Origin of the sequence: Phenylobacterium sp. (assembly GCF_030697925.1) — a bacterium.
Taxonomy (GTDB): Bacteria; Pseudomonadota; Alphaproteobacteria; order Caulobacterales; family Caulobacteraceae; genus Phenylobacterium.
Genome location: NZ_JAUYOJ010000032.1, coordinates 1 through 14,545, shown reverse-complemented (window position 1 = coordinate 14,545; position 14,545 = coordinate 1). Strand labels below are relative to the sequence as shown.

The window sequence follows — 14,545 nt, the reverse complement described above, 5'->3', positions numbered from 1 at the left end:
CAGGTGACGTAGACGTCGGGCAGGAAGTGCATCTCGATCTTGATCAACCCGTCGCCCTGGCAGGCCTCGCAGCGGCCGCCCTTGACGTTGAAGCTGAACCGGCCGGGCCCGTAGCCGCGGGCCTTGGATTCCGGCAGGCCCGCGAACCAGTCACGGATCGGCTGGAAGGCGCCGGTATAGGTGGCCGGGTTCGAGCGTGGGGTGCGCCCGATGGGCGACAGGTCGATGTCGATCACCTTGTCGAACATCTCCAGCCCCTCGATCTTGACGTGGGGGGCCGGCGCGTCCGAGGCGTTGTGCAGCCGCCGCGCGGCGGCCTTGTAGAGGGTCTCGATCGTGAAGGTCGACTTGCCGCCGCCCGACACCCCGGTGATGCAGGTGAAGGTCCCGGCCGGAATCTCGGCGGTAACGTTCTTCAGGTTGTTGCCGGTGGCGCCGATGACCCGCAGCATCTTCTTCTTGGAGATCGGCCGGCGGTCCTCCGGCAGCTCGATCTCACGGGCGCCCGACAGGTACTGGCCGGTCAGGCTGGCGGGATTGTCCATCACGTCCTGCGGCGTGCCCTCGGCGACGATCTCGCCGCCATGGACGCCGGCGGCCGGGCCCATGTCGATGACATAGTCGGCGGTCAGGATCGCCTCCTCGTCATGCTCGACCACCAGCACCGAATTGCCGAGGTCGCGCAGGCCCTTGAGGCTTTCCAGCAGGCGGGAGTTGTCGCGCTGGTGCAGGCCAATGGACGGCTCGTCCAGCACATAGAGCACGCCGGTCAGGCCTGAGCCGATCTGGCTGGCCAGGCGGATGCGTTGGCTCTCGCCGCCCGACAGGGTGCCCGAGGCGCGGCTGAGGTTCAGATAGTCCAGGCCGACATTGACCAGGAACCGCAGGCGATCATTGATCTCCTTCAGGATCCGGCGGGCGATCTCCATCTGCTTGTCGCTGAGCGTATTGTTGAGCGCCGTGAACCACTCGCCGGCATGGCGGATGGAGAGGCGGCTCACCTCGCCCACATGCTTGCCGTCGATCTTCACGGCCAGGGACTCAGGCTTCAGGCGATAACCGTCGCAGGCCTCGCAGGGGGTCTCGGACTGGTAGCGGCCCAGCTCCTCGCGCACCCACGAGGAGTCCGTCTCGCGCCAGCGGCGCTCCAGGTTCGGCAACACGCCCTCGAAGGTCTTGTTGACCTCATACTTCCGGGCGTTGTCGTCATAGACGAACTTGATCTTCTCGGTTCCCGATCCGTAGAGCACCACGGTCCGGGCGGCTTCCGAGAGCTTCCACCAGGGCTCGTCCATCGAGAAGCCGTAGTGGCGCGCCAGGGCCTGCAGGGTCTGGGTGTAGAGTGGGGAGGGCCCCTTGGACCACGGGCCGATGGCGCCCTTGTGCAGGGTCTTGTCCTTGTCCGGGACCACCATGTCGGGGTCGAAGGCGAGCTTGGCCCCCAGGCCGTCGCAGACAGGGCAGGCGCCGTAGGGATTGTTGAAGGAGAACAGCCGCGGCTCGATCTCGCTGATCGTGAAGCCGGAGACCGGGCAGGCGAACTTCTCGGAGAACAGCAGGCGACGCGGCTCATCCTCGCCCTCCGCCTTGTCGGCCCACTCCGCCACAGCGATGCCGTCGGCCAGCTTCAGCGCCGTCTCGATGCTATCGGCGTAACGGGTCTCGAGGCCTGGCTTGGTCACCAGCCGGTCCACGACGATGTCGATGTCGTGCTTGAACTTCTTGTCCAGCACCGGGGCGTCCTCGATGGGATAGAACTCCCCGTCGATCTTCAGCCGCTGGAAGCCCGACTTCTGCCACTCGGCGATCTCCTTGCGGTACTCGCCCTTGCGGCCGCGCACCACGGGAGCCAGCAGGTAGAGCCGCTCGCCCTCGGGCAAGGCCGTCAGTTTGTCGACCATCATAGAGACGGTCTGGCTTTCGATGGGCAGGCCGGTGGCCGGCGAATAGGGCACGCCGACCCGGGCCCACAGCAGGCGCATATAGTCGTGGATCTCGGTGACCGTGCCGACCGTGGAGCGCGGATTGCGGCTGGTGGTTTTCTGCTCGATGGAGATGGCCGGCGACAGGCCCTCGATGAGGTCCACGTCGGGCTTGCTCATCAGCTCCAGGAACTGGCGCGCGTAGGCCGACAGGGACTCGACGTACCTGCGCTGCCCCTCGGCATAGATGGTGTCGAAGGCCAGCGAACTCTTGCCCGAGCCCGAAAGTCCGGTCAGCACCACCAGTTCGCCGCGCGGGATGTCCACACTGACGTTCTTCAGATTGTGCTCACGCGCCCCGCGCACGCGGATGAAGTTAAGCTGTTCGGCCATGTTTTTCCGGAAACGATATCCGCCCCCTGCGCTCAGCGGGCCCCGCCTAATGTAGTTCCGAGACTCAGCGATAACACAGGAACATTATGCGAACAAACGTCGCATGTGAGCTTATCGAAGAGCCTCGCGGGGAGTCCTAGTCCGGCCGAGTGTCAAAACCTGTCAGCAGTGTTGTCAGCAGGGGGCGGATTCTCGGATCACCGCTCGCCCCGGGCCTTAGAGCTTGGCGAGGACGGGGGCGAACATACCGAACCACGAGCCGGCGATGCCGAGGCTCATCAACCCGGTGGCGACGACGAGGCCGCCGGCCATCGCCAACCGTCCGCGAGGCCCGCCGCCGGCCTTGGCGAGGAAGTAGAGCTCCAGGATGGCCAGGGGGACGAGGTAGCAGCCGAAATTCCAGATGTCGAAGAAGGTCCCCATGCTGGGGGCGGCGTCGCCGAACGGTTTTCTGAGGATGCCGTAGGCGACGATCCCCAGCCGCAGGAACCAGACCCCGTTGGCGACCACGAAGGTGCGCATCGCCCAGCGCCGATGATGGACGAAATCGCGCGCCATGGCCGTGCGCCAGGCCAGGCCCGCGAAGGTGAGGATCAACACGGCGTCCAGCGAGATCGCGATGGCGTTGGGCAGGCTGTCGCCCGTCGGCCGGCCCCAGGTCATATAGAGGCCGACGACGCTGGCCAGGATCGCGGTGGTCAGGAAGGCGCGGCCTATCCAGCGGTGGACCGCAGGCGCCCGGGCGCGAATCTGGGGCACAAGCTGCAGAGTGCCGCCGAAGGTGACCACCGCCGCCATCAGCACATGCGCCGCGAACGCAAGGTTCCCGGCCGTGTCGCCGGGCACATAGCCCTTGAGGAGCTGCTTGTTCTCGTTCCAGGCCGCGAAATCGCCTGAAAGCGTCGTGGGTCCATAGGCCGCCAGAATGTAGAATACGAACAACCCCTGGCCGATCACGGCCGCGGCGAACCAGAGCTTGGCGGCCGCCTCCAGGGCGGCGGCCGCGGCTGGCGTGGTCCTGGACGCCGGAGTCAATACGGTTGCCGTCATGGATGGTCCTCCGGTCGTGGCGGCTGGGTCAGATGGGGTCGCGGGAGCGGCGCAGGCGGATCGCCGCGAAGAGGAAGAGGGCGGCCAGGGCCAGCCCGACCCAGAGGTCGGCGATGAAGACGAGCCGCGTGGGGTCGAAGGCCTCGATGCTGTCGACCGGGGCCTTGGCCTGGCCCTTGGCGCTGAAGGCCTCGGTGAAGCCGCCGGACAGGCGCCGCTCGAGCAGCTTGGAGACGTAGGAGGTTCCGAACGCCATCCGCTCGACGATGGCGACGGCCACCGGCGGGCCGAGGGCCCACAGGATGGTCATCCGCCGCGCCCAGGCCGAGACCAGGATGAGCCAGGCGAAGACCGGCGCGAACCACAGGGCCAGGAACGGCAGGCTGATTCCCAGCACCAGCCACATGAAGGCCAGCGGCAGCCGACCCCAGAGTTCGCGCGGATCGAAGCCGTTCAGGAGCGCGACGATGGTGCTCCAGATCAGCATGATCAGGTTCGCGCCGACGATCACGGCGAAGGCGATGACGGGCAGGACGAGGAGGGGGATGCTGGCCTTCGAGAGCACGGTGACGGCGTCGGAGACCGGTAGCGACTTCCAGAACAGGATGCTGCGGTCGCGGCGTTCGCCCTGTAGCGCGCCCAAGCTGTAGAACACCGCCACGATCATCGAGGTCGCCAGGACCACGAAGGCGGTGGCGGCGTAGGGCATCATCAGGCCGTCGCGCTCGACGCCCGCCATGGCGGCGCGCAGACTGCGCGCCAGGCGGAACGTGCTGACCAGGAAGCCGAACAGCACCACGGCGGCGATGGCGGCGGGCGCCAGGTAGATCGAGCGGTTCTCCCAGAGCTCGCGCCGCACCGACCAGTAGAAGGGGCGGACCTTCCGCGGCGCGACCGGGCTCTCGGCGGGTTCGGCGCTCATGCCGCGCGCTCCTGCGACCCGGCGGCGATCCTGGGCTCCATCACCGCGACGAACAGGTCGGCGAGGCTGGGGGTGCGCACTTCGCCGAGCGGCGCGAGCCGGTCGTGCGCGACCCCGTCGAAGATCAGGATGCCGCGGCCGAACAGCTGGCGTTCGTGGATCGGTCCCAGCGCCCGCGCCGCGGCGAGTTGTTCGGGACCCGCCAGAACCTCGCGATAACGGGCCTCGAAATCTTCCATGCTGCAGTCCAGCGCCACGCGGCCCCGATCCAGGAACACGACGTCGGTGAGGATGTGCTGAATCTCCTCCACCTGGTGGGTGGAGACCACGATGGTGCGTTTGTGGTCGAAATAATCGTTCAGCAGCGAGTCGTAGAACGACTTGCGATAGAGTAGGTCCAGGCCGAGCGTCGGTTCGTCCAGCACCAGCAGCTTGGCGTCGACCGCCATCACCAGCGCCAGATGCAGCTGGGCGACCATGCCCTTGGAGAGCTCCCGCACCTTGCTGGCGGACTTGATCGTCGTCCTCGCCAGGAAACCCTCGGCCTTGGCGCGGTCGAAGCGCGGATGGACGCCGGCCATGTAGTCCAGGGCCTGGGAGACGCGCAGCCAGCGAGGCAGGACGGCGACGTCGGCGATGAAGCAGATGTCGGCCATGAGCTGGCCGCGCTCGTTCCAGGGGTCGCGACCAAGCACCCTGAGGTCGCCCTGATAGGCCGTCAGGCCCAGGATCGCCTGGAGCGCGGTGCTCTTGCCGGCGCCGTTGGGACCGATGAGGCCGAGAATGCGCCCGGCCTCGACGCGCAGGTCGACGCCGTCAAGGGCGATGGTCTTGCCATAGGCCTTGCGCAGGCCGCGGGCCTCTATGCAGGCCATGGGGTCAGCCCTTTCCGCGCGGGGTGGAGGGGCGGCGAGCCTTGGGTCCGCCCAGCAGATCCTCGGCGAGCCCCAGTCGCTGAATGGTCGCGTGGATCTCGGGCCACTGATCGGCCAGGAACTTGCGGCGCTCGGCCTGCAGCAGCAGGTCCCTCGCGCCAGGCCTGACGAACATGCCCAGGCCGCGCCGCTTCTCGACCAGCTCCTCGTCGACCAGCTGCTGATAGGCCTTCAGCACGGTCAGCGGATTGACCCGCGAGTCGGTCGCGACATTGCGGACAGACGGCAGGGGGTCGCCCTCCTTGAGCAGGCTGTCGAGGATCATGGCGACGACCCGGTCGCGAATCTGGCGGTAGATCGGCTGACTGTCGTTCCACTCTGGATCCATCGTCTGTTCCGAAGGGCCTCGTCCGAGACTGGCGCATGGGGCCCCCCGGCCTCAGCCAAACACTGAACTGGTGTTATATCTAACTATAACACCTAGGGCAGGCAAGCCCTCCTTGTCGAACAGCTTGACTGCGGCGGCGCGTCGCAGCTTCGAACCAGATGCGATGATCTGCGTTTAAGCCTCACCGCGGTCACACGGACCGCCTCGGAGAGACCGACAATGATCCAGCATGCGTCGAAGATGGTGATCGCGGGAGCGATGATGTTCGGGGCGGTGAGCCTGAGCGGCTGCGCCACCAAGGAGTACGTCAATACGCAGGTCGGCGCCGTCGACGCCAAGGTCGTCGCGCACGACGCGAGGATTTCGGGCGTGGACGCCACGGCGCGTGAGGCCCTGCAGCGGGCGGACGCCGCCGGCAAGCTGGCGGAAGGCAAGTTCGCCTATTCGCAGGTGTTGTCCGACGACAGCCTGAAGTTCCCGGCGGCCAAGGCGACCCTGACGCCCGAGGCCCAAGCACGGCTCGACGCCCTGGCCGGCAAGCTGATCAGCGAAAACCGCAACGTCTATGTGGAGATCCAGGGCCACACCGACGCCTCGGAGGCCAAGAGCACCGCCGCCTATCGGCTGGGCGAGCAGCGCGCCGAAGCGGTGCGCCGCTATCTCAGCCAGAAGGGCGTCGCCTTGAACCGCATCGGGACCATCTCCTACGGCGCCGAGGCGCCGGTGGCTCCGAACACCGACCGGGCCGGCCGTCAGGCCAACCGCCGGGTGGTGCTGATCGTCCTGTCCTAGGCCTTGTGCGCGTTGAGGTTGAGCCCCCGCGTCAGCGGGCGGCTCGGCCCTGCGTCACGGTCAGGCCGCGCCTGCAATCCGTCCTTTTCGAACCCGATGGACTCGGCCATTGAAAAGGTTGACGGCGGTTCGGACGAACCGAGGCGGAGGGACTTTCATGAACTGGCATACGTCGAAGTTGGCGGTCGCGGCGGCGGCGTTGTTGGGCGTTGTGAGCCTGGGCGGCTGCTCCACCAAGGAGTACGTCAATACGCAGGTCGGCCTCATCGACGGCAAGGTCGCGGGTCACGAGGCGCGACTGGTCGGCCTGGACCGGACCAGCCGCGAGGCGCTGGAGCGCGCCACCGCGGCGGGCAAGCTGGCGGAGGGCAAGTTCGTCTATTCCGAAGTGCTGTCCGACGACAGCATGAAGTTCGAGGTGTCCAAGGCGACGCTCTCGCCCGAGGCCATGGCGCGGCTCGATGCCTTCGTCGCCAAGCTGAAGGGCGAAAACCGCAACGTCTATATCGAGGTGCAGGGTCACACGGACTCCACCGGTTCGCCCGAAGGCAACTATCGCCTGGGCGAGCAGCGGGCCGAGTCGGTGCGCCGCTATCTGAACCAGCAGGGCGTCGCGCTCAACCGGATCGGGACCATCTCCTACGGCGCCGACGCGCCGGTGGCGCCCAATACCGACCGGGCCGGCCGGCAGGCCAATCGCCGGGTGGTGCTGATCGTCCTGGCCTAGGCGCCCCGCCACGATCCGGGCGCCTGGGCGTGATCTAGGGGCGGCGACGACATTTGGAGCCCGCATGATCAGGCGAACCCGGATAGGCGCGCACCCCGCCTGGAGTGACGGCGCCGGAGCAGCCGCATGAGCGACCCCGGCCAGGAACCGGCCGCGGATTCGATGCGCCAGGGCCTGTGGGACCTGGAGACGCGAACGCGCCAGCGCTTTAGGAAGCGACGTCATGCGATCGTGGTGGCGTTCAGCATCGCGCTACACCTCGCGATCGTGCTGACGGTGTTCTCGCCCGAGCCGCCGGCGCCCACGGCGCCTGATCCCGAACCTATCACCGTGGAACTTTTCACGCCCCCGCCGCCGCCCAAGGTCGAGCTTCCCCTTCCGAAGGAGGACGTGACGCCCCCGGCGCCGGCCCCAACGCCCGAGCCGCCGGCCCCGGCCAAATCCCCGCCCAAGCGCACCGCATTCCGGCAAACCCCCGCGCCCCGCACGATCGCGCCCCTGCCGGCGGCAAACGCCCCGAGCGTGGACAAGGGGTTCGAGGTGAGCGACGCGCAGCTGGCCGGGGCGGCGACCGCGGGCTCGGGCGCCCCGTCCGGGGGCGGTGACTGCAACATGCTGCGGCGACTGCAGGCCGCCCTGCGCAAGGACGCCATGGTCCAGGCCGCCGTCGCCAAGGCCCATGGCGGCCGGCCGATCATGGTTTGGAACGGCGACTGGGTGCGGCATCCCAGCCAGGAGGGGGGCGGGCTCGCCGCCGTCCGGGAGGTGATCATGTGGGAGGTCGGATTCGCGCCGCCGGCCTGCCGGTCCGAACGGGTGCGGGGCCTGGTGCTGATCACCCTGCGCGACGAGCCTGGCTCCGCGCGCCTGGTGGTCGGATCGGACAGTTGGCGCTGGTCGGACCTGTTGTTCGCGCGCGCGGGCGCGCGGGGCGGCGACTAGGTCTCGCCAGTGGGCGCGCGCGGTCGGCTTGGGTCATCCGACACCCGACAAAGCCGTGCCGCGTGCCTCTCACGAAACCGGGAAGAGGGGCTGCGCGGCTACTGGCCCTTCAGGCGGTCGGCCTCATTGAGCACGCGCAGCGCATTGCCGCCCCAGAACTTGGCCAGGTCGTCCTTGCTGAAGCCGGCCTTGACCAGGCGTTCAGTCAGGGCCGGGAAGTCGGTCACGTCGTTGAAGCCCTCGACGCCGCCGCCGCCGTCGAAGTCCCCGGAGAGGCCGATATGGTCCTTACCGGCCACCTTCGCGGCGTGCTGGATGTGCGCCACCAGATGGTCGATGCTGGCGCGCGGCAGGGGATATTTGGCGTCGATGGCGGCGCGGGCGGCCCTATAGGCCTCGCGCTTGTCGGCGGGCACGTCGCGCGGGAACCCAAAGGTCTTGGTCAGCTCGGCCAGGGCGGCGTCGCGCTCGGGGTTCTTCGGAACGTCGATCATGTAGCCGCTGAAGGCGTTGATCTGGATCACCCCGCCCTTGGCGGCCAAGGCGCGGAGCCGATCGTCGTCGATATTGCGCGGATGGTTGTAGACCGCCTTGGCGCCGGTGTGGCTGAGGATGATCGGGGCCTTCGAGAGCTCGAGGATCTGGTCAAGGGCCAGGTCGGAGGCATGGCTGGCGTCAATCAGCACGCCCAGGCGGTTGGCCTCGGCCACGAACTGCTTGCCCAGGGGCGAGAGGCCGTTGAACTCGGGGCCCTTGGGATCGGTCGCGCTGTCGCCCAGGTCGTTGTTGAGCACGTGGATCGGGCCCATCATCCGCACGCCCAGGGCGTAGAAGGTCTTCATCAGCGAGAGGTCGCCGGCCACCGGCGAGGAGTTCTCGATGCTCATATAGACGAAGCGCTTGCCCGCCTTGGAGATGGCCTGGGCCTCTTCGGCCTTGGTGGCCAGGGTGAAGAGGTCGCCGTTCTTGGCCACCATCTCGCGGATCACCGCCGCGCGCAGCAGGCCGTGGTCGCGGGCCGCGGCGTTTCCGGCCACGCCCCGCGCGCCCTGGGGCGTGAAGATCACGAAGAAGCCGCCGTCGACCCCGCCCTCGACCATGCGCGGATAGTCCACCTGGCTGCCGTCGGCGGTCGTGTGCCGGGCGCGGATGTCGAAGCCCGGAACCGCGGCGTTGGCCGGCGTGTCGAAATGGGTGTCCAGCACGATGAGGTTCTCATGCAGGACCTTGGTGGCGGCGCTGACGGGGGCGGCGAACGCGGGCGCCGCGGCGAGCGCGGCTGCCAGGGCCAGGGGAACACCGAACTTGCGCAAGTCACCACCTCCATGGATTGAAGGCGCCACAGTGCAGGGTTCCGCCAGGCCGGCGCAAGGTTCAGCTCCGATCGATGCGGGCGGCGAAACAGCCGTGCGCGGCGTTGTGGGCGTGCAGATACGCCGCCGCAGGATTGTCGAACGCCCGCCGGATGGCCGGGTCGAGCGCCTCGTCGCGCGCCAGGTCCGCGCCGATCAACATGCCGTCGGCGTCGAAAATCCGCAGCGCGATAGGCCGGCCGTTGAACACCGGCGGCAGCTCGTCCACCAGCCGCGAGGTCGCCCGCGCGGTTTCGTTGACGAAAATCGCATAGGCGCTTCGATACGGGGTTTCGACGCTGTGGCTCTCGAAGTTCATCAGCAGCAGGCTGTCGCCGGGCTCGGCGTCGGCCAGGGTGATCCGGCAGGGATAGCCGGGCTTGGCGTCGGCGATGCGGCGGACTACGCCGCGCTCGGCAAGTTCGGCGTCGGTCAGCCCAAACAGCGGCCGGAAGGTTTCGAGCGGCAGGCCGCTGACGACATAGGACATTTTCGTCTCCATCAGAGATTGCGAAGTCATGGGTAGCCGCGCCGTGGACGCCTGGCGCTCCGTTCGTTGCGGCCGCATTCGAAAGGCTGGCGTCAGATCGCGTCGTGGAAAATCACGCCCAGGGTGTGACGATGGCCGCTGCGCACCTGGCTGACCCCGTGGCGCAGATTGACCCGATAGCTGCCGCGGGTCCCCTGGACCGGCCGGTGGTGGACGGCGAAGACCAGGGCGTCGCCCTGGCGCAGGGGCGCGACCTCGACGCGCGACTGCATGCGCGGCCGCTGCTCGGTGAGGACGAACTCGCCGCCGGTGAAGTCGACGCCGGGCTCCGACAGCAGGACCGCGACCTGCAGCGGGAAGACGTGTTCCCCGTATAGGTCCTGGTGCAGGCAGTTGTAGTCGCCGGCCTGGTACTGCAGCAGTAGGGGCGTGGGCCGCGTCTGGCCCGCGGCGTGGCAGCGTTCCAGGAACGCGGCATGGTCGTCGGGATAGCGGACGGCGATCCCCATCTGGGCGTTCCAGCGATTGGCGATGTCCACGAGTTGCGGGTAGAGCGCCGCGCGCAGGTCGGCCACCAGGTCGGGCAGGGGATAGGCGAAGTAGCGGTACTCGCCTCGTCCGAACCCGTGGCGGCCCATGACCACCCGGCTGCGGAACCCGGCTTCATTCCCGTAGAGGGCGGCCGCGGCGCGGCATTCCTCGGGGCTCAGCAGGCCCGGCAAGACGGCGCTGCCCTGGGCGTCCAGGCTGGCGAAGGCGGCCGGCCAGTCGAGGGCGTCGACGCGGGCCTCCACCGAGCGTGGGGCGATGGCCAGGGCGCTCATGCCGCGGCCTCGCGGTCCAGCAGGGCCCGCTTGCGCTCCACGCCCCAGCGATAGCCGGAGAGCGCCCCATCGGTGCGCACCACCCGGTGGCAGGGAATGGCCACGGCGATATGGTTGGCGGCGCACGCCTGGGCCACGGCGCGGACCGCCTTGGGCGCCCCGATCTTGGTGGCGATATCCAGATAGCCCGCGGTCTCGCCAGCCGGGATGTCGCGCAGGGCCTGCCAAACGCGCTGCTGGAAGGCGGTGCCGCGCACGTCCAGCGGCAGGTCGAGACCCAGGCCCGGCTGTTCCACGAAGCCCACCACCTTGGCCACCAGGGCCTCGAATTCGGGATCGGCCCCGACCAGGGTCGCCCGATCGAAGCGGTCCTGCAGGTCCCGGACCAGGGCTTCGGGATCGTCGCCCAGCAGGATCGAGCAGATCCCCACCTCTGTCGCCGCCACCAGGATAGCGCCCAGCGAGCACTCGCCGATCGCGAACCTGATCGTCGCCGTCTCGCCCCCTGCACGGAAGCGCGTGGGGGTCATGCCCAGCACCTGGGCCGACTTGGCGTAGAATCGGCCGCCTGAGTTGAACCCGGCGTCGTAGATGGCCTCGGTCACCGTGCCGCCGGAGGTGAGCGCCTCGCGCACCTTCCGGGTGCGGTGGCTTTCGGCATAGGCCTTTGGGGTGACCCCGGTGATCGACTTGAACACCCGGTGGAAGTGGTAGGGGCTCATACCGGCCAGGCCCGACAGGGTCGCCAGGCTGGGAACCTCCTCGGCGGCCTCGATGGCGCGGCAGGCTTCGCCGACCATGGCCGCGTGGCGCTCGGCCATCGGCGGCTCGTTGGGGCGGCAGCGCTTGCAGGGGCGAAAACCCGCGGCCTTGGCCTCGGCGGTGCTCAGGTGGAAGGCCACGTTCTCGCGCCGGGCCGGACGGGCCGCGCAGGAGGGCCTGCAATAGACCCCGGTCGTGCGCACGGAATAGAAGAACAGGTCGTCTGCGGCGTGGTCCTTGGCGAGCACGGCGGCCCAGCGGCCTTCGTCGGTTGCGATCTGCATCTTGGTTGCTCCATCGATCGTGTCTTCGATGGGATAGGCCCCGTGGAGCGGCGGCGAACTCCGCCTCTTGCTTTCAAATCGGTCTCGGCGCGGATCGCCGCAAGGCTCGACGCGAAGTCATGTCCGAAAACCGCGAATTGCGAAGGCCCGACCGACGGCCTATATCCGCCCGACCGCTGAAGGAGGCCCCGACCATGGAACGCGCACGAGACACCCGCTTCGTCCCGAACGCTCTCCTATCCAAGGTCGACCATGCCCAGCTTCGTCACGTTCGACGGCCTCTCCTACAAGACACCTGACGGCCGCACCCTCTTCGACAACCTGACCCTCGCCTTCGGGGCCGAACGCACCGGCCTCGTGGGACGCAACGGAGTCGGCAAGACCAGCCTGGTCGGCCTGATGCTGGGCGAACTCGTTCCGGCCTCGGGATCGGTGGGCGTGCGAGGCCGGATCGGCGTCCTGCGCCAGGCCGTGGCGCCGCCGCTAGGCGCCAGCGTCGCCGACGTTCTGGAGCTGGCCGAGCCCCTGGCGCGACTGGCCCGCATCGAGTCGGGGGCCGGGACCGAAGGCGACTTCGCCGAGGCCGACTGGACCCTGGAGGCGCGGCTGGACGCCGCCTTCGCCCAGGTGGGCCTGGCGGGGCTCGATCCGCGACGGCCGACGGCCACCCTGAGCGGCGGCCAGGCGACCCGCGCCGCCCTGGCGGGCCTGCTGGCGTCGGAGCCTGACCTGCTGCTGCTGGACGAACCCACCAACAATCTGGACGCCGAGGCGCGCGCGCTGGTCGCCCAGGTCCTGGCCGGATGGAAGGGCGGGGCCGTCGTGGTCAGCCACGACCGCGGCCTGCTGCGCCAGATGGATCGGATCGTCGAGCTGACCAGCCTGGGGGCCAAGGTCCATGGCGGGAACTACGACGTCTACGCCCTGCGCAAGGCCGAGGAGGAGGCCGCCGCCGCCCGCGAGCTGGCCGAGGCCGAGCAGACCTTGGCGCGGGTCGGGCGCGACGCCCGGGAGGCCCGCGAGAAGAAGGCCCGCCGCGACGCCGCCGGCCGCCGCGATGCGGCCAAGGGCGACGCCCCGAAGGTCCTGCTCGGCGCCAGGAAGGAACGCGCGGAGAACTCCGGCGGGCGCGCCAACCTGCTGGCCCAGCGCCAGGCCGCCGAGGCCGGGGCCGACCTCGTCGAGGCCCAGGGCCGCGTGGAGCGCGTGCGCCGGCTGGCCTTCGATCTGCCGCCCTCGGGGCTGGCCGCCGGCAAGGCCGTGCTCGCCTTCGAGGATGTCGGTCTCGCCTGGCCCGGCGCGCCGCCGCTGCTGTCCGGCGTCTCGTTCCGGATGACCGGCCCGCGGCGGCTGGCGATCACCGGCCCGAACGGTTCGGGCAAGAGCACCCTGATCAGGCTGGCGGTCGGCGACCTCGCCCCCACGCGAGGCAAGGTCACGGCCGGGGTCCGTGCGGCCCTGCTGGACCAACGTACCGAGCTGCTGGCCGACGACGAAACCTTGGTGGACGCCTTCCTGCGTCTGAACCCGGAGGCCAGCGACAATGCGGCCCGGGCGGCCCTGGCCCGGTTCCTGTTCCGTAACGTAGCGGCGGCCAAGACCGTCGCCTCGCTGAGCGGCGGCGAGCGCCTGCGCGCGGCCCTGGCCTGCGTGCTGATGTCGGAACATCCGCCGCAGCTGCTGATCCTGGACGAGCCGACCAACCATCTGGACCTGGACTCCGTCGCCGCCATGGAGGCCGCGCTGCGGGGTTATGACGGGGCCCTGCTGCTGGTCAGCCACGACCGCGACTTCCTCGACGCCGTCGGCGTCGAGGAAGAGCTCCAGCTAGGCTAGGCGGCTTTCTTGATCACTCGGAACACGGCGTTGGCCCGGGCGCAGGGCTCGCCGTCGGCGATGACGAAGGCCTGGGTGAAGGACAGGGTCCCCCCGGGCCTGACGAACACCGTGGAGAACTCCAGCCACTGGCCGATCCGCGCCGTCCCCAGGAAGTCCAGGGTCAGGTTCACGGTCACCAGGCTGGCGCTGTCGCCAAGGCGCCGCGCGCAGGACAGGCCCATGGCGTTGTCGGCCAAGGCGCTGATCAGCCCGCCGTGGACGAAGCCGCGGCTGTTGGTGTGGGCCGCCTCGGCCACGAGGCCCAGGATCACCGCGTCCTCCGTCTTGCGGCTGTAGAGCGGCTCCCAGGGATCGGTGAGCGGGCTCTGGCGGAAGTGCCGCGCAAAGCCGGGCGGGACGGCGAGGGTCTCGTGCATCATCCCCCGCCTCACGCCGCCGCCGCCAGCCGGGCGAGGCTGTGCAGGGTCTTGGCGCAGGCCTGGGCCGCCTCCGCCCCCTTGACCAGGAAGTGGTCGTGGAAGAAGGCGCGATGCTCCTCGTGCTCATGGAAATGGTGCGGAGTCAGCACCACGGAGAACACCGGCACCTCGGTGGCGAGCTGCACCTGCATCAGGCCCGAGATCACCGTCTGGGAGACGAAGTCGTGGCGATAGATGCCGCCATTGACCACGAAGCCGGCGGCCACGATGGCGGCGTAGCGGCCGGTCTTGGCCAAGGTCTGGGCGTGCAGTGGGATCTCGAAGACGCCGGGGGTCTCGAAGCGGTCGATGGACTGTTCTGTGAAGCCGAGCTGGCCGATCTCGGCGATGAAGCCCTGATAGGCGTTGTCGACGATCTCGGCGTGCCAGCCCGCCTGGATGAAGGCGATGCGGGCCTGGCGGAAGGCGCCGTTGGCGGTGGGGAGTTCGTAGGTGACTTGGGTCATGGTCAGTTCCCTGATCGGGGTTGGAACCACGACTCAGGGAGACGCCGTCGACCGACTC

General features: G+C 69.0%; 15 protein-coding genes. 4 read left to right on the top strand and 11 right to left on the bottom strand.

The features are described from left to right. From uvrA to Q8Q88_RS03665, 5 genes are all read right to left on the bottom strand, one after another. On the bottom strand, positions 1 to 2,315 hold a 2,315-nt coding region (gene uvrA / locus Q8Q88_RS03685; RefSeq protein ID WP_305673848.1), incomplete at its 3' end, for an excinuclease ABC subunit UvrA. A gap of 216 nt (positions 2,316 to 2,531) precedes the next feature. Beyond that, positions 2,532 to 3,365: a DUF2306 domain-containing protein gene (locus tag Q8Q88_RS03680; RefSeq protein WP_305673847.1), complete on the bottom strand. Its 834-nt coding sequence runs from the start codon at positions 3,363 to 3,365 to the stop codon at positions 2,532 to 2,534. A 28-nt stretch (positions 3,366 to 3,393) separates the two neighbouring features. After that, positions 3,394 to 4,287, bottom strand: a complete 894-nt coding sequence (locus tag Q8Q88_RS03675) for a hypothetical protein (protein WP_305673846.1) — start codon at positions 4,285 to 4,287, stop codon at positions 3,394 to 3,396. After that, the gene (locus Q8Q88_RS03670; protein ID WP_305673845.1) at positions 4,284 to 5,162 is read right to left on the bottom strand and encodes an ABC transporter ATP-binding protein; all 879 of its coding nucleotides are present in this window, start codon (positions 5,160 to 5,162) and stop codon (positions 4,284 to 4,286) included. Before Q8Q88_RS03670 ends, Q8Q88_RS03675 begins: the two co-directional genes overlap by 4 nt. Before the next feature lie 4 nt (positions 5,163 to 5,166). Further along, positions 5,167 to 5,550, bottom strand: a complete 384-nt coding sequence (locus Q8Q88_RS03665; protein ID WP_305673844.1) for a GntR family transcriptional regulator — start codon at positions 5,548 to 5,550, stop codon at positions 5,167 to 5,169. Positions 5,551 to 5,769: 219 nt separating this feature from the next. Here Q8Q88_RS03665 and Q8Q88_RS03660 point away from each other — a divergent pair, with 219 nt between their 5' ends. From Q8Q88_RS03660 to Q8Q88_RS03650, 3 genes are all read left to right on the top strand, one after another. Further along, positions 5,770 to 6,342 carry an OmpA family protein gene (locus tag Q8Q88_RS03660; protein ID WP_305673843.1) on the top strand — a complete coding sequence of 191 codons (573 nt, stop codon included), beginning with the start codon at positions 5,770 to 5,772 and terminating at the stop codon, positions 6,340 to 6,342. Positions 6,343 to 6,499: 157 nt separating this feature from the next. Then, the gene (locus tag Q8Q88_RS03655; protein WP_305673842.1) at positions 6,500 to 7,069 is read left to right on the top strand and encodes an OmpA family protein; all 570 of its coding nucleotides are present in this window, start codon (positions 6,500 to 6,502) and stop codon (positions 7,067 to 7,069) included. 126 nt (positions 7,070 to 7,195) lie between these two features. Beyond that, positions 7,196 to 8,011 (top strand): hypothetical protein, encoded by an 816-nt coding sequence (locus Q8Q88_RS03650; protein WP_305673841.1) that lies wholly within the window; start codon positions 7,196 to 7,198, stop codon positions 8,009 to 8,011. A 98-nt stretch (positions 8,012 to 8,109) separates the two neighbouring features. Here Q8Q88_RS03650 and Q8Q88_RS03645 read toward each other — a convergent pair whose 3' ends face one another. From Q8Q88_RS03645 to ada, 4 genes are all read right to left on the bottom strand, one after another. Continuing rightward, the gene (locus Q8Q88_RS03645) at positions 8,110 to 9,324 is read right to left on the bottom strand and encodes a dipeptidase (protein ID WP_305673840.1); all 1,215 of its coding nucleotides are present in this window, start codon (positions 9,322 to 9,324) and stop codon (positions 8,110 to 8,112) included. 61 nt (positions 9,325 to 9,385) lie between these two features. After that, positions 9,386 to 9,853, bottom strand: a complete 468-nt coding sequence (locus Q8Q88_RS03640; protein WP_305673839.1) for a DUF1203 domain-containing protein — start codon at positions 9,851 to 9,853, stop codon at positions 9,386 to 9,388. A 92-nt stretch (positions 9,854 to 9,945) separates the two neighbouring features. After that, positions 9,946 to 10,677, bottom strand: coding sequence for a 2OG-Fe(II) oxygenase (locus tag Q8Q88_RS03635; RefSeq protein ID WP_305673838.1), 732 nt, complete (start codon positions 10,675 to 10,677; stop codon positions 9,946 to 9,948). Then, positions 10,674 to 11,723: a bifunctional DNA-binding transcriptional regulator/O6-methylguanine-DNA methyltransferase Ada gene (gene ada, locus Q8Q88_RS03630; RefSeq protein WP_305673837.1), complete on the bottom strand. Its 1,050-nt coding sequence runs from the start codon at positions 11,721 to 11,723 to the stop codon at positions 10,674 to 10,676. The genes Q8Q88_RS03635 and ada overlap by 4 nt, the downstream gene beginning before the upstream one ends. A gap of 252 nt (positions 11,724 to 11,975) precedes the next feature. On the opposite strand from ada, the gene Q8Q88_RS03625 reads away from it, so the two are divergent. Beyond that, on the top strand, positions 11,976 to 13,559 hold the full coding sequence (locus Q8Q88_RS03625; RefSeq protein ID WP_305673836.1) for an ABC-F family ATP-binding cassette domain-containing protein: 1,584 nt from the start codon (positions 11,976 to 11,978) through the stop codon (positions 13,557 to 13,559). Here the strand turns inward: Q8Q88_RS03625 and Q8Q88_RS03620 are convergent. Then, a complete protein-coding gene (locus tag Q8Q88_RS03620) occupies positions 13,556 to 13,978 on the bottom strand; it encodes a PaaI family thioesterase (RefSeq protein WP_305673835.1) in 423 nt (140 codons plus the stop codon). The two genes, Q8Q88_RS03625 and Q8Q88_RS03620, sit on opposite strands and share 4 nt — an antisense overlap. An 11-nt stretch (positions 13,979 to 13,989) precedes the next feature. Next, on the bottom strand, positions 13,990 to 14,487 hold the full coding sequence (locus Q8Q88_RS03615) for a 6,7-dimethyl-8-ribityllumazine synthase (protein WP_305673834.1): 498 nt from the start codon (positions 14,485 to 14,487) through the stop codon (positions 13,990 to 13,992). Positions 14,488 to 14,545 lie beyond the last annotated feature (58 nt).